The sequence below is a fragment of the Streptomyces sp. NPDC002935 genome (assembly GCF_040611295.1).
In the GTDB taxonomy this organism is placed as follows: domain Bacteria; phylum Actinomycetota; class Actinomycetes; order Streptomycetales; family Streptomycetaceae; genus Streptomyces.
The window spans coordinates 223,109-241,692 of record NZ_JBEXNW010000011.1 but is presented as its reverse complement, the minus strand read 5'-3'; the positions used below and the strand labels follow the sequence as shown (position 1 = coordinate 241,692).

Here is an 18,584-nt window from a genome sequence, read left to right as displayed (position 1 = left end):
TACGCGAACGCCGTCATCAAGGAGTGCCGCGTGGCCGATGTCGTCTTCACAGCGGATTTCGCCTCGACTCGTCAATGGGTCGCGGGCCACTCCTGGGCCTATCCCGACGGCGGTCCGGTCAATCCGGACGACGACAAGCTCGACCATCTGGTGGCCGACCCCGCCTACTGCCGCACAGGTGTCTTCCGGGCCACCCGGCGACCGGACGGCGACTGGAACGCGGGCCTTCTCACCACCGAGGGCAGCGCGGACGCGTTCATGGTCCGCACGGGTGATGTGCTGGAGGCGAGGGTCAGGCTGCCCACGGTGACCGGCGCCTGGCCGGCCATCTGGACGTGGCGGGACGGCGGTCAGGAGATCGACGTCTTCGAATACCACCCGGACAACCCCGATCTGCTGGAACTCTCCAACCATGTCCGGGGCACCCACCGCTACTACCGGGACGAGACCGTCCAGCCGGGTGCCTGGGTCGACCTGGTGGTCGAGTTCGGCGCCCACCATGTCGTGTGGTGGGTGAACGGAACCCGCGCCTTCGCCGACCGGCGTGGAGTGGGCAGGGCCTGGCAGGCGTATCTCATCGTCAACCTGTCCGTGTGCGCCGGGCGTTACCACCCGCCGCCGCCCCCCGAGGTCTCGGCGATGGAGTTCGAGGTGGCCCATCTGCTCGTCCGCAGGCCCCAGTTCGACGGGCCGTTCCCTGTGGTGGATGACGTCGGTCTTCCTGCCTGACGTCGGCCCGAGTTCGGCAACCGGCATCCGGCTTGCGGCCGCGCGTCCGGCCCTCCGGCTGGAGCGGGCGACTGTGCACACGTCGCGCACGGCAAGCGGGAATCGGGCCGTGGCAGGTGCATCCGTCGCTGCCTTCGGCGCGGAAGCACGGCATCACAAGCGACGATGCGCCCGTGCACGTCGCGCCGACGGGGTACCGAGGGCCATGACGAAACCGCAGCCGGAGTGGGACGCCCGCGAGGCCGCGTACGTCAGTCACGTCGGCAACTGCCGCACATGCCAACGGGAGTCGGGCCGTTGCGCGCGGGCCGAACGCCTGTGGCGCCTCTACCAGGAGTGGCGCAACGGCCACCCCGCTTGGCCCGAGGACGCCGAGTGAGTGGTGCGGGGTTCGTCCGCCGTACCACTCGGATCTCTGCCGTCCGGCGCCGGGCGCGTCCCGGGCGTCGTCGCGGCCGCCGTGCGGCGACTCCGCGCCGCCCGCCTCCGGCCGGTCCGGACAGGGCCCGATGCGCACAGCCGCCGCTCTCTTGCCGGCGGCTTCGGGACGTGGGAGGCGTTACCAAGCCGTCGCCTCTTCGGCTACGGATATCCAGTGGCCGGTGGGACGATTTCTCCTCGGTCCAGTGCGAGGCGTGGAGAAGCGCCGTGAGGGTGGAGAGGTGCCATGCGAGGCTCTGCGCGGATGTCCGCCGATGGTCTGTCCCGGCCCGAGGTGACCGGCGCGCCCGTGGCGCTGGTTCCGCGTCGCGTCACGGGTCCGGCTTCGGGTCCCACGCGTGCTGCCGTACTGATCCTGCACGGTGGCAGGGAGGACAGCAGGGCCCCGTCCCGCCCGTGGCATGTCGCACGCGTGCGCATGCGGCCCTTCGTGCGCGCCGTGACGCGGGCCCTGCCGGACGAGGACGTGTTCGTCGGACAGGTGCGCTACCGCCACAGAGGGTGGAACGGCGTGGACGCCGACCCTGTCGCCGATGTCCGGCAGGCGCTCGCCGACCTCGCCGACCTGGTGGGGGAGGTGCCGGTGGTGCTCGTGGGCCACTCGATGGGCGGCCGCGCCGCCCTGTGCGCCGCGGCCGCGCCGCAGGTCCGGGCCGTGGTGGCCCTCGCGCCCTGGTGCCCGGAGGGTGAGCCGGTGGCCCACCTCCGGGACAAGCGCGTGATCGTGCTGCACGGCGACCGGGACCGGGTCACCGATCCCGAGGCGTCGTTCGCCCTCGTCCGGCGGGCCGGAGAGGCGGGTTCCTCCGCGAGCGCCGTACGCGTCGAGGGCGGTGACCACGCGATGCTCCGGCGCGCGCGGACCTGGCATCGGGCCACGGGTAGCACGGTCGCCGACCTGGTGACCCGGGTCGACGGTGGGCTCGGACCGCTCTCCGCCGAGGGGCCGGGCAGCGAACCCGGCGTTCTCTAGCGGTGATCCGAACGACACTCCTAGAGGCCGGTCGAGTCCAGCCGGTCGTCGGGGTCCGGGCTGGGGGAGAAGGGGCGCCGGGGGCCGGCCGCGAGTCGTGCGGCGGAGGCGGGAAGCGGGGCGCCGGTCGACGGATCCCAGTTGAGGATCCACTCGAAGTCGCGTTGCAGCCGACGGGCCTCGCTCCGGACGAGCGTCGGTATGTCGCCGCGTTCGGAGATCAGTTGGGCATAGATCGGCGCATCGTGCACGTGGGGATCCTCGACTCGCTCTCGTGGTCTGACGTGCCTCGAAGGTAAGGCCGGGACGTGGTCGCAGAGGTCATCCGGCCAGCTCGGCCAGAACCGGTCACCGTATGACCATCGGGCGCCGTCGATGTCGAACGAGATGTCAGGGAACGCCAGTTCTGTGCGCACTTCCGACAGGCCCGAGGCAGTGGGTCACGGGAGCGGCAGGCCGGGGCAGTCTGGACCAGGCGAGCGGGAACGGGAGGCGAGTCCCGATCGCCTCAACGAGGGCGCTCCGGCGCCGTTCTGAGCACGGCGTGTGTCCTCGTCGTCGCCCTGTGCGGCGATGCGATGAAGGTCACGAAAATGTATCGGACATCTGGGACGTGGATCTTCACATGGGGTGCACAACATGGCTAAGTTGGCGACCAGGCCGCCCGACTCCCTCCGGCGAAGCTCGCCGGGCGGTGCGGCCTCCGCCGAGTCCGGCCTGTCCCCGTGGCAGCTGGAGCCGGGGACCCACCGAACTTGGGGTGAATCGGCCCAACCGCCTTACGGGGCAAGGGCCGTAGGGCATACCTTCCGGAATCGTCCGCCCGAACCCGACAGCTAACCCGGTAGGCGGATGACGGAAGGAGTACCTCTTTCATGGCGCCGGAACGCACCCCGCCCAGCGGCGAAGAAGTCCGCCGACGGCTCTCGTCGCTCTACGACCAGGCGGAGAACGCCACCGGCAACTTCAACGCGACCCGCGCCCTGGCGAACGTCTCCCGCAAGCCCGCCCGGCAGACCGTCGGTGAAGGGCGCGGGGAAGCCGATCCCGCCCAGGCGGACCTGATGCGGCAGTGGTTCGACGGGGCGCGCTCCCGGCTCGGGCCCTCGGTCCCGGCCGTACTGCCGGCCGACAGACAGCCGGCCGCCCGCCCGACGGAGGGTGCGAGACCCCCGAAGGAGCGTCCGGCGGAGCTCCCGGCGGCGCGTCAGCTGGAGCAATCCTCCCGCCCTGTGGCCGAGTTGACCGCGGCACCGGTACGAGAGCTGACGGCGGGGCCCGTTCCGGAGCTGACCGCGCGCCCCGTCCTGGAGCTGACCGCGGGTCCGGTGGCGGAGCTGACGGCCGGGCCTGCCCCGGTGGCACCGGGACCCGGGACGCCTGTCCGCGCGGCGCTCCCGGAGGGGTCCGCTCCGGCCGCCGCGTCGCAGAGGTCCCCGCTGCAACTCAAGAAGGACAGCGCCCGGCGCAAGCTGGCCGCCGCACAGGAGCTGCTGTCGCGGCACAACGCGCGGCAGAGCATGCCGGTCGTCCAGATGCCGGTCGTCCAGGCCCCGGCGATCGAGTACCGGCCGGTGGAGGAGCCCCGGCTCACCTCGTTCGAGTCGGTGCCCCTGCCTCCTTGGTATGAGTCGGCGCCCTTGCCTGCCTCGTTCGAACCGGTCTCCCTGCCCCCGGTGTTCGAGTCGGCGCCCTTGCCCACCTCGTTCGAACCGGCGCCCCTGCCTCCCGCGTTCGAGGCGGCGCCCCTTGCCGCGTCCTTCGAACCGGTACCGCTGCCCGTGGACACGGCGTGGCGGCAGCCGTGGCCGGCGGGAAGCGACCAGTCGTGGCCGGCGGGAAGCGACCAGTCGTGGTCCGCGGCCCCCGGGCCGGTCGACCCCAACCCGGGGTTCAGCATCGACAGCCTGGTCGGCGCGGGTGCCCCACCGGTCGTCGGATACGACACCAGGGCCGCGGAGGCGGTCGCCTTCGCCCGCGCCCAGGTCGGCAGGCCGTGCGTGTGGGGCGCGTCCGGACCCGGCTCGTACGACCCCTCGGGCCTGACCCAGGCGGCCTGGAAGAGTGCCGGGGTCCTGCTCCCCCGCGCCACGTACGACCAGGCGCAGGTCGGCCCGGCGATCGCCCTCACCGGCATCCAACCGGGTGACCTCGTCTTCTTCCACAGCAATGTGAGCCATGTCGGGCTCTACATCGGTGACGGCATGATGGTCCATGCCCCGAGTCCCGGAGCCCGTATCGCCGAGGAGTCGATCCACACCGTCGGGCAGGCGGCGATCCACAGCGTCGTACGCCCGACCTGACACCCGGCCCGGGCGTCCGGGGGAGCGCGGCCGTCCGGGGAACGTCGTGGCGGCGCTCCGTCAGAATTCCCGGTCGATCCCCGTGACGGCGGCCGGTCCCAGGGGTGCGTCGTCCTCGGAGAAGCCGCTGTCGCGGAGCGCGCCGGAGACGAGCCGGACGGCCTCCGCCTCGGCGCTTCTCCGGTCCGCCGCCTCGACTTCGAGCCGGACCGAGAACGTGTTGTTCTCGTCGACGGTCAGCAGGCTCAGCTCCTCGCTCTCGCCCAGGTCCGTGTTCTGCGGGTCCTGAGGGCGAAGCCTGCGCTCCACGTCGGCACGGGAGGCGTCCGAGAGGCCGTGGAGGAACGTCCCGGGAACGGTGATGACGTAGGTGGTCACAGGAACTCCTTGCGTGGGTGCCCCGCGGGCCTGAAGTGCGGTCGGCTGTGTGATCGCCCGTGTACCCCGCATTGTGCCGGGCACCCGGAGCTTCTTCGCGTCGGGGCGGCGCCCGCGTGGTGATCGGGTGGCGATACGGCCGCCCCATGGCTGATGCCCGGATGACCACCGCCTTGTATCTCGTGCTCGGCATCATCGACGAGCGGGGCGAGCAGTGCGACCGCCTCCTCGACGCCGGGCTGGCCGATTCCATTTCGCACCAAGGTATTTGACGTGTCGTCACCTGAAGGCGACGGGTGACGATCGGGTCTCTGCGGGTGCCGTCGGCAGGCTTCGCTGCCGAGTCCCGGAAACGTTGCCCCCACGATCGGTTCCGGAGAGGGGCAGGGCCGTGGCCCGCGTACGAGGGCAGGATACGAGGCGCTGACCGAAGAGGGACGACGCCGGGGGTGGGACGGGTATGCGCCGGTGGCGTCGTCCTCCGCTCGTGCCGGAAACACAGCTGACGGCGCATCTGCGGAGCACGGTGTGGGGGCCCGCCGAGTTCGTCGGGCTGCCGCCCCGGTGGCTGGCGGGGGAGGGGATCCTTGTCGGGATTCTCGGGGCCGGGTCGATCGTCGGCGCCGGAGTCGTCGGCGACTGGACCGGGGTGCCCGCACTGGCCAGCGGTGAGGCGGGCCTGGTCTGCGCCGGAGTTCTCGTCCTTCACCTCGTCCTCGTACGGGCAGGGCGGGCACTGGTCGGCATCGTCGCGGTGCTCGGCGTATGTCTGGCCCTCCAGGTTCCGCAGGCCGCGGCGGGTGTGGTGCCGGCGGACGGGGTGCGGGTGGAGTCCATGGTGGTCACGTCCGTCGAGGGAGGCCGGCAGGCAGGCACGGGCCGCACCCGCTACCTGTGCTCGCTGGTCGGCCGGGACGGCGTACCGCTCAAGGTCCGTGTCTGGAGGGGCTGCGCTCGGACCACCCGGCCGGGAGACGTGCTCACCGTCGCCTACGATCCCGAGGGTCGGGTGCCGCCGCGCGCCGTGGCGGCGGGACCGGCGACCGCCGGGCCGCTGCGGGATCTGGCCGCCCTGGCAGCCGCGCTCCTGGCCGGATGCGTGCTCGCCGTCGTTCGCTCCCACCGCCTCACCGATGCGGCCTCCGCCGGGTGACGCCTCCCGGCAGCCACTGATCGCCGCTGTGCGGCCGTCCACCGCCGGTCCGTTCACAGCGGGAGGATCACCAGGGCCGTGTCGTCCGTGGCGCCGCCGGGCGGAAGCAGGTCCGACAGGAGGGCGTCGGCGAGGGCCTCGGGCTCGGCCTCCCGGTGGTGGGTCAGGGCGGTGGCCAGCCGTCCGAGGCCGACGTCGATGTCCTCGCGGCGGCGTTCGATCAGGCCGTCGGTGTAGAGGACCAGGGTGTCGCCCGCGGTGAAGTCCGCGGTGGCCTCGGGGCGGGTCACGTGCTCCGGCCGGGCTCCGAGCGGCGGGTCGGTCGCCCGGTCCAGGAAGTCCACCCTGCCGTCGCCGCGCAGGAGAGCGGGCGGGAGATGCCCGGCGCTGCTGTAGGCGATGGTGTGGGTCTCCCAGTCGATGGAGGCCGTCACCGCCGTGGTGGATTCGGCGCCGTCGACGGAACGGGCGTACAGGCCGAGCACCTCGAGGGCTCGGGCGGGGCTGCTGGAGGCCCGGGACGCGGCACTGAGGGCGCTGCGCAACTGGCCCATCACGCAGGCGGCGGCGAGTCCGTGGCCCACGACGTCGCCCACCGCGATCGCCATACGGTCGCCGGTCAGGGCCACCAGGTCGTACCAGTCGCCGCACACGTTCAGCGCACTCGTGGCCGGCCGGTAGCGCACGGCGGCATGGTGGGGCCCCACTTGGTGGGGTGAGGGCAGCAGGGCGTCCTGGAGGGCGACGGCGACCTCGCGTTCGCGGTCGTGGGCCCGCCGCAGGCGTTCGTTGACCTTCTGCAGTTCCCGGGCCCGCGTGTACAGCTCGGCCTCCATCACGGGGGTCCGGTCGCCGTGCACCGGCTCGCCGCGGGCGCGGATGAGTTCGGTGACCTCCTCCACCCGATGGACCACCAGCGCGACGCTCCCGTCCTCGGCGAACACGGGAGAGTTGACCGGGCTCCAGTACCGCTCCTCCCAGACCCCCGGCCTGTCCGAGGACTCGACGTCGTAGCGCTGCAGGGCCATGGCGTCGCGCTCCCCCGTCTCCACCACCCGGTGCAGGGACGCCTCCAGGTTCCGCATCCCGTTGGCGGCCGGATCGTCCGGCCGGTCGGGAAACACGTCGAACAGATACCGGCCGACCAACTGCTCACGGGAGCGGCCGGAGTTGCTCAGGTAGTCCTCGTTCGCGTCGACGAAGACCAACTGGGGGGTGAGCAGCGCGACCATGCCGGGCAGGGCGTGGAAGACACCGCCGTAGTCGATCCCTGCTCCCGCCACCTGTTCACCCGCCTCACGCCGCGGCCCCTGGTCGTGCCCACGGTGGAAGCGGCGGAGCACCTGGCCCTGTCCCACTCGCCCGGGTCATGGCCGGGGCCCAAGTCCAGGGCGTACGTGTGGTGCAGTGTTCTCATCAGGCCATCGGTCCGCGTCCGGTGCAACCGCGGAGGAGTCCCGTGCCGCTCTCACCTATGGCTGGTGCGCCCGGGACGGACCGGTCTCCCGGCGGTGGCCGAAGTGTCCTCGGGCCGTTGCTCCAAATGGGTTTTCTGTGAATACGAGAGGCGGTTGAACACAACGAAACCCGCGTGCGTATAGGGCTGGGGGATTTCCATGCCGACCCGACCACGACGCGTAGGAGCACTTCCTTGGGACGCAACACGCGCAGACGCCCCACGGGCGCACGACGCGCGACCTCTGCAGCTGTCGCGCTGATATTGGGCGGAGGCGGACTGGTAGCAGTCAACGTCTACGCATCGGCGACCGAGAGCGGTGCGGGCGGCGACCAGCAGGCCGCGAACGTCCTGTCCGCCGGATCCGCCACCATCGACTGCCCTGACGTCGGTGACCAGTTGACGACTGTCCCGGACGCCGCGAAGGAGGATGTCGACAAGGAACTCGCGAGCCTGGACCAGCAGATCGCCGAGGCCTACCAGCAACTCCAGGCAAAAGCGGATCAGATGGGGCAGAACGGCGACAGTGGCGCCGACGCCGTCATGAATCCGCTGAAGGAGAAGCGGGCCGAGTCGATCGGCCGTATCGGGGACGCCATCGACGGCGCGGGCGAACGGCCGGACGGGCTCGACGACCTCGCGGCCTGCGAACTGCGCCCCTCCGAGAACAAGTCGGGTGGCGCGGACAACGGCGGCCAGGGCGAAGGCGGTCAGGGCGGCACGGCACAGAACCAGGGCGGTGCCGCGGGCCAGGGCGACCAACAGGGCGGCGCCGCCGCTCCGGTCGGCAACGGCCCCGCGGTCGCCGACTTCGCGGACATCAAGTCCGTCCAGCCCAACGTGCAGGCCCCGCAGCCCCAGGACAACGCCTCCCAGGGCGAGTTCGCCACCAGTTGCGGGGTGAACGCCAACGGTCTGTTCAACTCCGACAACGTGATCGTGGCTCCCGGCGTCACCAACGGCGCCCACCACTTCCACGACTACGTCGGCAACCAGTCCAACAACGCCTTCGCCAGCGACGAAGACCTGGCCAAAGCCGACACCTCCTGCCAGGACGACGGGGACAAGTCCTCGTACTACTGGCCCGTGGTGCGGCTCCAGAACGGAACCCGCGAGCGGGACGCCGACGCCGCCGGCGGCGGGACCGAGGGCAACGCCGGTGAGATCGTCACGCCCAAGCAGGTCACCCTGACCTTCGTCGGCAGCCCGCGCAGCAAGGTCACGGCCATGCCGCGCCTGCTGCGCATCATCACCGGCGACGCCAAGGCGTTCGTGAACGGCACGGCCAACGCCAACGCCTCCTGGAGCTGCACCGGTTTCGAGGACCGGCAGTTGAAGGACAAGTACCCGGTCTGCCCACAGGGCAGCGACGTGGTCCGCACCTTCAAGTTCCAGAGCTGCTGGGACGGCGCGAACATCGACAGCGCCAACCACCGTGCCCACGTGGCCTTCGCGGACGCCGAGGGCAACTGCCCCGGTGGATTCAAGGCCATCCCGCAGCTGGTGCAGCGCATCGTCTACGACGTCGACGCGCCGAGTCTCCAGGACGGCGGCCGTACGTCACCGCTGTTCGCGGTGGACTCCTTCCCCGAGCAGCTGCACAAGCCGGTCACGGACCACGGCGACTTCATCAACGTCTTCGACGAAGGCCTGATGAACGACATGGTCGACTGCATCAACACCGGCCGGAAGTGCGGTGCGGGTGCGGGCGCCGAGGAACCGCAGGACCCCGCGGAGACGGACAAGCCGCAGGACCCGTCGCAGAGCGCCGAACCGCCGAACCCCTCGGAGGAAGCTCCGAATCCGTCCGAGGAAGCTCCGAACCCCTCCGAGGAGCCCTCGGAGCAGCCGGCGCCCACCGCGGACGACCCGTCGGACGGCAATGAGGGGTCAGCCCCCGGTGACAACGGCGGCGACCAGACCGAGGAGCCCTCGGAGGACGTACCGGGCACCGAGCCGGCGGGCGGCGACGCGCCTCCCGTCGACGTGGAGCCCAAGGCCGATGTGACGGCGTCGGCGGGCCACGGCTCGTCCTCGTCGAACGGAAGCTCGGGCGACGATGACTCCGCCGAAGTGGGTACGCCCGCGCAGACGCCCGCGGCCGGATCGGATCCGTCGGCCGCTTCGCAGACCGAGCCGCAGGCGGTCGGGGGTGGCGGGCTCGCCGAAACCGGGGCGAACCTGTGGCCGGCCGCGATCGGCGGGATCTTCGTGATCGCGGGCTTCGTGCTGCTCCGCCGCATCCGGCGCGGCTATATGTGACACGGACCGTCCTGGACGGACGTGTCCTGACGAATGAGTTCTGAGGGGGCTCGTGGCCTGTGCGGACAGGGCACGAGCCCCCTCAGGCGCGTTCGGCGCGGCAATCTCGACCGGCGGTCCGCGCCGATTCACAGCATGCTGGTGGAAGACGCGATCATGTCGTCCACATTGGGGAAGGCGAAGCTCCATGGACGCATCAGAGCAGGCACCGGATGACCGGCCCCTCGACCTGTACCTCGAAATGCTCCGCCTGCGTATGGATCCGGCGGACTACGCGATCTTGCTGCGCATGGTCGAGCCCGTACTCGAGGCGATCCGGGAGGAAAGGGCGGGAGCGATCGAACTGAATCTGGACGGTGCGGAACCCGACAGCGTCTCGCAGGAGGTCCGTGACGAGGCGTCCCTCGTGGTCGCCGTGGCCGTCACAGGACGCCTGGACAACCGGATCGTCGAGCTGGAGACCGAGGAGATCGGTGTCGTCCGGGTCGTCACGGATTCGGGGACCGCGGATGATCCCGCGCGGTGCAGGGAGATCGCCGACTTCATCGGAGAGCGGCACCGCCAGGACGAGGAACTGCGCGGTATCGCCGAGGCGAGCGGTCTGCCCACCGACGTGTGACGCCCCTCGGCCCGCTCCGGCCTGTACCGCACGGGCGCGATCCGGCTGGTCGGAGCGCTGCCGACATCCTCCGTGGCTGCCGACATCCTCCGTGGGCATCCTCCGTGGGCGGGACCGGATGGATCTTGCCCAGCGCTGCCCAGCGCTGCCCAGCGCTGCCCAGCGCTGCCCAGCGCTGCCCAGCGCTGCCCAGCGCTGCCTCGCGCTGTCCCCGCGCGGGGAGATCAGGCCTGCGGAGAATCCCGCTCCGGACGGGCTTCCCCGCGCCGGAGACGCCCCTCGATTCCCGTCTGCGGGCGATCATGGTCCTCGGGTCGGAAAAGATGGCGTAGGGTTGAGTTCAACGACGCGGGGTGGAGCAGCTCGGTAGCTCGCTGGGCTCATAACCCAGAGGTCGCAGGTTCAAATCCTGTCCCCGCTACTCGAAGACCGAGGGGCCGACATCATTGATGTCGGCCCCTCGGTCGCGTTGTGCGGCGTGTGCCGGCCGGGCTCGCGCGAGCCGTCGTGAACGTACGGGTTTCCCCGAAGGTAGGGGCCGGGCGCACGGTGTCGACACAATGACCTCATGACGAAGATCCAGAGCGGCGCCGAGCGAGTCGTGGCCGCCGCCCACGCCCGTGGCGGCCACGGGTTCGCGCTGATCGCCATCGACGGCATGGGCGGTTCGGGCAAGTCGACCCTGGCCTCGGCCGTGGCCCGGCTCGCGGATGCCGTGGTCGTGCACGGAGACGACTTCTACCGTCCGATGGACGCGGACGAACGCGCCGGACTGACGCCCGCCCAGGGCTACGACCGCTACTTCGACTGGCAACGGTTGCGCGACGACGTCCTCACTCCGCTCACCGCCGGGCGCACCGCGCATTACCGGCGCTACGACTGGTCAACAGGGGCTCTGGCGACGGACGGGGAGTGCGGCGTCGCCAGACACGGCATCGTCCTCGTCGAGGGTGTCTACACCGCTCGGCCCGAACTCGTCGACCACTACGACCTGGTCGTCTACGTCGACACCCCGCCCGACGAATCCATGCGTCGGCTTCGTGTCCGCGGTGACGACCACGGTCCCATCGACTGGGAGGCCCGTTGGCGCCTGGCCGAGGAGCACTACCTGATCACGACCCGCCCCCGGGAAAGGGCAGATCTCGTGGTCCGCGGACACTGATACCGACCGGGCGCCGAGCGATGCCCTGATCGGGGCTCGGCCCCGGGCCCTCATAAAAGGCACCGCCATAAAAAACACCGCCTCCGGTATGACCGGAGGCGGTGCGTGTGGAGCGCCGGGCAGGCCTTGCACCTGCATTTCCCCGCAGGAAGCGGGGCGTCTTTCCTTGGACCACCAACGCCGGGCTCGTCACCGAGTGTTCGGAGCGGGCTCAAGATCGATCATATCAGCTGTCCGGGGAGTTCGATGTCATCCCCGCCGGGCCGAAACGTGCGGGGTGAAGCGGAGTGTTTGATTGCTGTTTGCGGCGACGTGGCGTGCATTGTCGGCCAATAACTGGGACGCCTCCGGCCTTCGCCGCGTGGCGCTTTCGGGTTCCTCGTGGCTGGAAGGCGCGTAAGCCGGTGCCGCGCACACGCGGTGGGGCGGGCGCGGCGATTGCCCGCTGCAATCGGCGTCGGAGGATCGCCGCGCCGGACCACGCGGACGCGTGAAGCGGATGCGTGCGCAGGTGACGTACGTCGACAGGCGCGCTCCGCGCGACACCCGCCCTCGTCGGCGGCTGCGCGGCCGTGAACGGGGATCGGGCCGGCCGCCCTCGTGAGGGACCCGTGGGGCGTCGGCCGGGCCCGGCGTCGACGGCGTGGGCGCGGGCAGTCGTCCTCCGGCCAAAACGACCGGCGCCGACCCGTGATCCCGGTCCGTAGGGCCCTTGTCGCTGTCGGTGGCCGGTGATTAGGCTCCGGCTCACTTTCGCACTTCGTACACATTTTCTGCACATGCGGGTCGGCCGAACGGGCCGGTCCGTCGGTTCCTGGCGCGTCGTGTGACCCTTCCGGCCCGGAAGCGTCGCCGGCCGGCACGGGGGAGGTGGGGACGGTCGACGAGTGCGCGGCATCGCAGCCCACTGGGGGCTCCCGCGGCGAGCGCCGGGGAGGCGCCACCTCCGCGGCCCGGCGACCCGCCGGCCGGGGCAGCCGCGATGTGCGGCTGCTGTGGCTCACCAACGCGGTCGACGGTCTCGGCACCCAGACGTCCGGTGTCGTCTTCCCCCTGCTGCTCCTGCACTGGGGACACAGCCCCGCGGCGGCCGGCGTGTTCGCCAGCGCCGCCGCGCTCACGGGCGTGGCCCTCGGACCGCTCGTCGCCGTCCTCGCCGACCGGGGCCATCGGCGGCGCATCATGATCACCTCGGCGCTGCTGGCCGCCGCGGCCATGGCGGGCCTGGCCGTCGCCGCGGCCCAGGGCCGCACCTCGTTACGCATCCTCGTCGCCCTCGCCCTCGCCGAGCGACTGTGCGCGGTGACCTACGAGGCGGCCGCGCGCGGGGCGATCACCCATCTCGCCGCCCGCCCGGAGGAGTTGCCGCGGATCGCGGCCGGGATCCAGACGGGCGACCAGATCGCCCTGGTGACCGGCCCCGCCCTCGGCGGTGTGCTCTTCCAACTGGCCCGGCCCCTGCCCTTCCTGGCCGACACCCTCTCGTACGCCGTGACGGCGCTGGGCGTCCGCGCGATCCGCACGCCCGTCGACGCACCACGGGAGGAGCGTGGCCCGCGCCCCGACATCCTCCGGACCCTGCGCGCGCTGCCGGGCGACGCCGGAGCCGGACTCGCCCTCGTCGCCCGCTCCGCCGTGCTGAGACTCGTCGTGACGTGGACGTCGGTGGCGAGCGGCGTGGTGACGCTGCTGTCCTTCACCGTCCTGTTCGTGCTCGGCGCGCACGGCGGCACCGCCGCGACCGGCATGGTCCTGGCGGCGTCGGGAGCGGCGGGTCTGCTCGGCTCGCTGCTGTCGGTGCGGGTCGTACGACGGTTCGGACCGCGCCGGGCCCTCGTGACGGCGACGTGGCTGCTGACCGTCCCACTGGCCGCGCTCATCACGGCCCACGGTCCGTGGGCCTTCGGAGCGGCCTTCGCCGCGCTGTGCGTGCTGGTGCCGGTGATCACCGTCGTCCTGTCCAGCGCCGCGATCGCCGCCACACCGCGGGAGGTGCAGTCGCGGGCCGGCGCCGTGATCGGGTCGGCGGCCGCGCTCGCCGCAGCCGGGGCCCCTGCCGCCGCCGCGGCCCTGGTGACCGAAGTGGGCTCCTGGGCCCCGGCGTTGCTGAGTACCGCCGTCGTGGTCGTGCTCGCCGGATACACCCATGTCGCCGCCCGCGGGACGCTCAGCGCGGCCCCGGCCGACGCGGCCCGACCTGATCGCGTGACCGGGCCCTCGGGGGAGAGGGAGCGGCAGCCATGACCGATCCGTACCAGGTGTTCCGCGGCTCACTGCCGGACGTCTGCTCGAGTGACCCGACACGCATGGTGTTCGCCGGTGACGCCGAGGGCCGCTGCGAGGTGTTCACCTGGGACGCCGCCGCCCGAAGGGCCCGCCAGGTCACCGACCGCGCCGAAGGGACGGCGCACTGCGCGATCGACGCCGACGCCTACGTGTGGTGGTTCGAGGACGACGCCGAGGGCAGCGGCCGTTGGTGGTTCCGGGCGTTCGACGACGGACCGCGGCTCCCCGGCCTGCCCGGAGCGCCCGCCGGGCAGCCGCGCGGTCTGGCCGTCGCACCGGACGGGACGGTCGCCGCGGCCGTCGCCGGCTCCGATGCCACGACCCTTCTGGTCGGCCGTCGCGGGCGCGCGGCACGCACCGTGCTGCGCACGCCCACCCCGTTCCGGCTCGCCGGCATCAGCGCGGACGGCGACCTGCTGGCCGTCGCGACCGCGCCCGGGGACGACGCGGCGGTCACCGTCCTGACCACACACGGCGAGACGGTGGCGGTGCTGCCCGCGTCACCCTGCCCCGAGGACGCGCCCGGACACGCCGAGGAGCGGGGCCCGGCGGAGCGCCTGTGGTGTCTGGGCTTCTCCCCGCGGCCGGGAGACCGGGACCTGCTGCTCGTGAGGGAGCGCGGACACCGCTACTTCCTGGCGACCTGGACGCCCACGACCGGGCTGACCACCCACCCGTGGTGTTCCTTCGACACCGAGATCACCGCCCGCTGGTTTCCCGACGGCCGTGCGGTCCTGGTCCGTCAGGAACGGCACGGCCGCTCCCTGCTGCACCGCGTCGAGCCGCGCACCCGTCGCCGTACCCTCGTCCCCACACCCGCGGGCAGTCTGCTCGACGCGGCACCTCGCCCCGGCGGAGCCCTGCACTACGTCTGGACCGACACCGCGCACTCGCCCGTGCCCCGCGCCACCGACGCGACCCCGCTGCCACCGGCCGGCCCCGCGACCGTGGTGCCCGGCCGCCACACCGACCTGTGGACACCGGTCTCCGACGGCCGTGTCCACGCCCTGCTCAGCCTGCCCGAGCGGCACGCGGCCGTCCCGCCGCCGGCGGTCTTCCTCGTGCACGGCGGACCGGCCGACCACGACCGGGACGCCTACGACGCCACCGTGCACTCCCTCGTCGCCTCCGGCTACGCCGTGGTGCGCGTCAACTACCGCGGTTCCACCGGATACGGACCGAACTGGCGACAGGAGTTCACGGACGGCGTCGGGCACACCCAGGTCCGGGATCTCGCCGCCGTCCGCGCCGAGCTCGTACGGCGCCGGCAGATCTCGGGCGACGCCACCGCGCTGTGGGGCGTGTCGTGGGGCGCCTATCTGGTCCTGCTCGCCCTCGGCACCCGCCCCGGGCTCTGGCGGGCCGGCGTCGCCGTCAAGCCCGTCGCGGACTGGGTCGCCGCCCATCGCTCGACCACACCCGCGCTGCGCGCCCTGGACGTACGGCTGTTCGGCGGCACTCCCGACGAGATGCCCGAACGCTACGCGCGGAGCTCCCCCCTCACCTATGCGGCCGAGGTCGCCGCGCCGCTGCTCGTGGTCGGCGCGACGAAGGACACCAAGTGTCCGCCCGGACAGATCCGCACCTACCTCGAAGCCCTGGAGCGGGCGGGGGTACCGCACGAGGCGATGTGGCTGGACACCGGCCACGACGGCTACGACGGCGCCGCGCACGTGTCCGTACTGCGCCGGTCCCTGCGCTTCCTGCACGCCCACCTGCCCGCCACGCACCGGGCGGCCGGTCCACAGCGTCCCCCGGCACGGATCGGGGGATCCCGGTCCCACTGACGCACCAGTGGGACCGGGCCATGCACGGCACCACCCACCGAAGGAGGAACCACCATGCAGAAGGACATCATCCACAACGACCCGCTCGCGGGCGACGAGGAGAACCGCAAGCCGGGCATCGGCATCACGATCACCATCCCGTTCCGCAACGCCGACGAGGGCGGCGACGACGAGGAGTGACCCACCGCCCGGCCGGTCCGTGGTCCGCCACGGGCCGGCCGGGCTCCCTTCCCCTGTCCCGCGCCCTCACAAGGAGTCGTCCGTGCGCGTCCTACTGGTCAACATGCCCTGGTCGCCCATCGACCTGCCCTCCCTGGCCCTCGGCATCCTCAAACGCAGCGTCGACGAGCGGGTCCCCGGCGCGACCTGTGAAGTGCTGCACGCCAACCTGGAGTTCACGGACTGGATCACCAGCCGCACCGAATTCTCCGCCGAGGACTACGAGTACTACGCACTGTCCTCCTACTTCCTCGGCTGCGGCGACTGGGTCTTCTCCTCGGCGCTGTACGACGACCCGGGCTGGAAGGACGAGGAGTTCACCCGCGTCATGGAGGGCAAGCTGCGCAAGTCCCGGATGCGGATGACCCGTCGACTCCACGAACAGGTGCCCGAGTTCGTCGCCGAGATCGCCCGCCGCATTGTCGAGGCCGAGCCCGATGTCGTCGGCTTCACCTCCACGTTCCAGCAGAACACCGCGGCCCTGGCCGCGGCCCGTCAGGTCAAGAAGCTCGCCCCGCACATCGTCACGGTCATGGGCGGCGCCAACTGCGACGCGGAACAGGGTGCTTCGGTCCACCGCAACTTCCCGTTCGTCGACTACGTCGTGCGCGGCGAGGGCGAACGGGCCTTTCCCGAACTGCTGACGGCACTTCAGGACGAGAAGCCCGACCCGGCCGTCGTCTCGGGCCTGTGCCATCGGGTCGCCGACGGCACATCCGTCGCCAACCCGATGCCGAGCGGCCCGCTGCCGCCCGCCGCGATCCTTCCCCCGGACTACAGCGGCTACTTCGAACGCCTCGCGACGTCCGTGGCACGCAACTGGGTCGAACCCAAACTCGTGGTCGAGGGCGCCCGCGGCTGCTGGTGGGGCGAGAAGCACCACTGCACGTTCTGCGGACTCAACGGTTCCTTCATGGAGTTCCGCAGCAAGAGCCCGGACGTCTTCTACGAGGAGATCATGGACCTGGCGCGCATGCACCGCGTCCTGGACATGTACGTCGTCGACAACATCCTCGACATGGGCTATCTGAAGACCGTCCTGCCCCGCATCATCGACAGCGGCCACGACCTGCGCATGCACATCGAGATCAAGGCCAACATGCGCCGCTCGCAGCTCCAGGTCCTGGCCGACGCCGGTCTCATCTACGTCCAGCCGGGCATCGAGAGTCTCAACAGCCGTGTGCTCGACCTGATGGACAAGGGCGTCAGCGGCTGCCAGAACGTCCGGATGCTTCGCGACGCCGCCGAGACGGGGCTGTCCGTCTCATGGAACTACCTGCACGGATTCCCCGGCGAGACCGCGGAGGACTACGAGCCCGTCATACGTCAGCTCCCGGCCCTGGAACACCTCAACCCGCCCGTCGACCTGTCGGCCCGCATCGCCATCGAACGCTTCAGCCCCTACTTCAAACAGCCCGAACTCGGCTTCACCGGACTGCGCCCCGAGGAGCACTACCGCTTCACGTACGACCTGCCCGAAGCCGAACTGTACGACCTGGCCTACGTCTTCGAAGCGCCCGAGCGCGGCATCACCGAGGAGACGGTCGACCAGCTCAACGCCGGGATCGCCACGTGGAAGAAGCGCCATGTCGACGCGCGCCTGACCCATACCGATCTCGGTGACCGGATCGTGCTGGTCAGCCGACGGGAGGCCTTCGACTGGCGGACCCTGTGCCTCACCGACCCGTTCGAGATCGCCGCGTTCCGTCTGCTGGACCAGCCCCACACCGCTTCGGCGCTCCTGCGCAAGCTGAACGACGGCGCGACTGGCTTCCCGGAGCCCTCCCCGGCGAACGTCCAGCGCCTGCTGGCCTCCTGGGTCGAGCGGGGCCTGGTGTTCACGGACGCTGGGCAGTACGTCCACCTCGCGCCGGCCTCCGTCAACCAGGACCTGCTCCGGCTGGACTACATGGCGCACACGCACCGGCGCCCGCGCTCCGAGCCGGCCGACACCACGACCCCGGCTCAGCCGGACCGCTCGACGCCGACGCCGGCCCCCGCCCTTTCCTGACGGCCGGCGACGCAAGCACACCACCGCCGACCGGCATACGACGACCCGACGGAGACCGCACACGATGACGACGCAGACCGCACCGAACCCGGCCGTGCGGGCATGGCGCGACCATGACGCCGAGGCCCGCCTGCTTCCCGGCATGTCCTTCGGGCGCATCCCGATCCCGGCCGGGGCCGCCGACGCCGACCGCCTCTGGGAGATGGGCGTACGGCTCGTCGAACTGGAGGAGCCGGTCGATCTGGCCGCCGAGGGCGACACCGCGCGGCGGCGGGCCGTGGACCTGCTCTGCCTGATCCGCGACCTGACCGCCCGGGCCGTCCAGGTCGACTGGGACCTGAGGCTTCCCGCGGACGGCGACGCCGAGCGGTGGAAGCTGCTCTCCCATCTGCACCCGCCCCGCGGCATCGCCGGTCTCACCGACGGCGACGAGGCACTCCACGCCTGGCGGACCCGTCACTACCTGTGCAAGCTGGTGTGGCGTCAGGGCCCCGGGTTCGTACAGATCCGCGACCGCCGCTGGGGCGACCTGCGCCGCTTCACCGCCGACGAGCCGCACTACAGGGACGCCATCGCCCTCCTGGACCGCGGCACACCCCGCACCGCCGTGCCCGCCGACGTCCTCGCCGACTTCACCGGAGAACACCTGGTCCTGCACGTGGGTGAACTGGCGTGGTGGCTCCCGTACCGCGTCACCCGATGGCTGCAGGAGGCGATGGCGGTCTGAGGGGGTTGGCACGAGGCCGGAACGAAGCCCGTCGGCCCACCGGGACGATGTCCGTCGCCCCGTTCACGTGGGCCGGAG

General features: G+C 71.7%; 17 protein-coding genes, 1 tRNA gene and 1 riboswitch. Of the genes, 15 read left to right on the top strand and 3 right to left on the bottom strand.

The window, feature by feature from the left end:
• Positions 1-30 precede the first annotated feature (30 nt).
• From ABZX90_RS17760 to ABZX90_RS17750, 3 genes are all read left to right on the top strand, one after another.
• Positions 31-729: a beta-glucanase gene (locus ABZX90_RS17760; RefSeq protein ID WP_355205847.1), complete on the top strand. Its 699-nt coding sequence runs from the start codon at positions 31-33 to the stop codon at positions 727-729.
• 205 nt (positions 730-934) lie between these two features.
• A complete protein-coding gene (locus ABZX90_RS17755) occupies positions 935-1,108 on the top strand; it encodes a hypothetical protein (protein ID WP_351120902.1) in 174 nt (57 codons plus the stop codon).
• 288 nt (positions 1,109-1,396) lie between these two features.
• Positions 1,397-2,143 carry an alpha/beta fold hydrolase gene (locus tag ABZX90_RS17750; protein WP_355205844.1) on the top strand — a complete coding sequence of 249 codons (747 nt, stop codon included), beginning with the start codon at positions 1,397-1,399 and terminating at the stop codon, positions 2,141-2,143.
• Between the two features lie 20 nt (positions 2,144-2,163).
• On the opposite strand, the gene ABZX90_RS17745 is transcribed toward ABZX90_RS17750, so the two are convergent.
• A complete protein-coding gene (locus ABZX90_RS17745) occupies positions 2,164-2,394 on the bottom strand; it encodes a hypothetical protein (RefSeq protein WP_351120906.1) in 231 nt (76 codons plus the stop codon).
• Between the two features lie 443 nt (positions 2,395-2,837).
• Positions 2,838-3,010, top strand: a riboswitch (cyclic di-AMP (ydaO/yuaA leader).
• An 8-nt stretch (positions 3,011-3,018) separates the two neighbouring features.
• Here ABZX90_RS17745 and ABZX90_RS17740 point away from each other — a divergent pair.
• A complete protein-coding gene (locus ABZX90_RS17740; RefSeq protein ID WP_355205841.1) occupies positions 3,019-4,446 on the top strand; it encodes an NlpC/P60 family protein in 1,428 nt (475 codons plus the stop codon).
• 60 nt (positions 4,447-4,506) lie between these two features.
• On the opposite strand, the gene ABZX90_RS17735 is transcribed toward ABZX90_RS17740, so the two are convergent.
• Positions 4,507-4,824, bottom strand: a complete 318-nt coding sequence (locus tag ABZX90_RS17735) for a hypothetical protein (protein WP_351120910.1) — start codon at positions 4,822-4,824, stop codon at positions 4,507-4,509.
• A 146-nt stretch (positions 4,825-4,970) separates the two neighbouring features.
• Here ABZX90_RS17735 and ABZX90_RS17730 point away from each other — a divergent pair, with 146 nt between their 5' ends.
• Together ABZX90_RS17730 and ABZX90_RS17725 are read left to right on the top strand one after the other, a co-directional pair.
• Positions 4,971-5,096 (top strand): hypothetical protein, encoded by a 126-nt coding sequence (locus ABZX90_RS17730; RefSeq protein ID WP_355205838.1) that lies wholly within the window; start codon positions 4,971-4,973, stop codon positions 5,094-5,096.
• Positions 5,097-5,311: 215 nt separating this feature from the next.
• Positions 5,312-5,977 (top strand): hypothetical protein, encoded by a 666-nt coding sequence (locus tag ABZX90_RS17725; protein WP_351120912.1) that lies wholly within the window; start codon positions 5,312-5,314, stop codon positions 5,975-5,977.
• A 53-nt stretch (positions 5,978-6,030) separates the two neighbouring features.
• Here the strand turns inward: ABZX90_RS17725 and ABZX90_RS17720 are convergent, their stop codons facing one another.
• Entirely contained in the window at positions 6,031-7,260 is a 1,230-nt protein-coding gene (locus ABZX90_RS17720) for a SpoIIE family protein phosphatase (protein WP_355205834.1), read from the bottom strand.
• Positions 7,261-7,628: 368 nt separating this feature from the next.
• Between ABZX90_RS17720 and ABZX90_RS17715 the strand changes: the two genes are divergently transcribed.
• The 9 genes from ABZX90_RS17715 to ABZX90_RS17675 all read left to right on the top strand — a co-directional run bounded on the left by ABZX90_RS17715 (position 7,629) and on the right by ABZX90_RS17675 (position 18,506).
• Entirely contained in the window at positions 7,629-9,695 is a 2,067-nt protein-coding gene (locus tag ABZX90_RS17715) for a DUF1996 domain-containing protein (protein ID WP_355205831.1), read from the top strand.
• 187 nt (positions 9,696-9,882) lie between these two features.
• Entirely contained in the window at positions 9,883-10,314 is a 432-nt protein-coding gene (locus ABZX90_RS17710; RefSeq protein WP_351120918.1) for a hypothetical protein, read from the top strand.
• A 347-nt stretch (positions 10,315-10,661) separates the two neighbouring features.
• A tRNA-Met gene (locus ABZX90_RS17705) sits at positions 10,662-10,735 on the top strand.
• Between the two features lie 147 nt (positions 10,736-10,882).
• Positions 10,883-11,476: a hypothetical protein gene (locus ABZX90_RS17700; protein ID WP_355205828.1), complete on the top strand. Its 594-nt coding sequence runs from the start codon at positions 10,883-10,885 to the stop codon at positions 11,474-11,476.
• Positions 11,477-12,346: 870 nt separating this feature from the next.
• The gene (locus ABZX90_RS17695; RefSeq protein ID WP_355205825.1) at positions 12,347-13,720 is read left to right on the top strand and encodes an MFS transporter; all 1,374 of its coding nucleotides are present in this window, start codon (positions 12,347-12,349) and stop codon (positions 13,718-13,720) included.
• Positions 13,717-15,549, top strand: coding sequence for an alpha/beta fold hydrolase (locus ABZX90_RS17690; protein WP_355205822.1), 1,833 nt, complete (start codon positions 13,717-13,719; stop codon positions 15,547-15,549). Before ABZX90_RS17695 ends, ABZX90_RS17690 begins: the two co-directional genes overlap by 4 nt.
• A 54-nt stretch (positions 15,550-15,603) precedes the next feature.
• Complete coding sequence (locus ABZX90_RS17685; RefSeq protein WP_257785090.1) at positions 15,604-15,729, top strand: hypothetical protein; 126 nt, start codon at positions 15,604-15,606, stop codon at positions 15,727-15,729.
• A gap of 82 nt (positions 15,730-15,811) precedes the next feature.
• The gene (locus ABZX90_RS17680; protein ID WP_355205818.1) at positions 15,812-17,779 is read left to right on the top strand and encodes a RiPP maturation radical SAM C-methyltransferase; all 1,968 of its coding nucleotides are present in this window, start codon (positions 15,812-15,814) and stop codon (positions 17,777-17,779) included.
• Between the two features lie 64 nt (positions 17,780-17,843).
• A complete protein-coding gene (locus ABZX90_RS17675) occupies positions 17,844-18,506 on the top strand; it encodes a DUF5825 family protein (protein ID WP_351120927.1) in 663 nt (220 codons plus the stop codon).
• Positions 18,507-18,584: the final 78 nt, after the last annotated feature.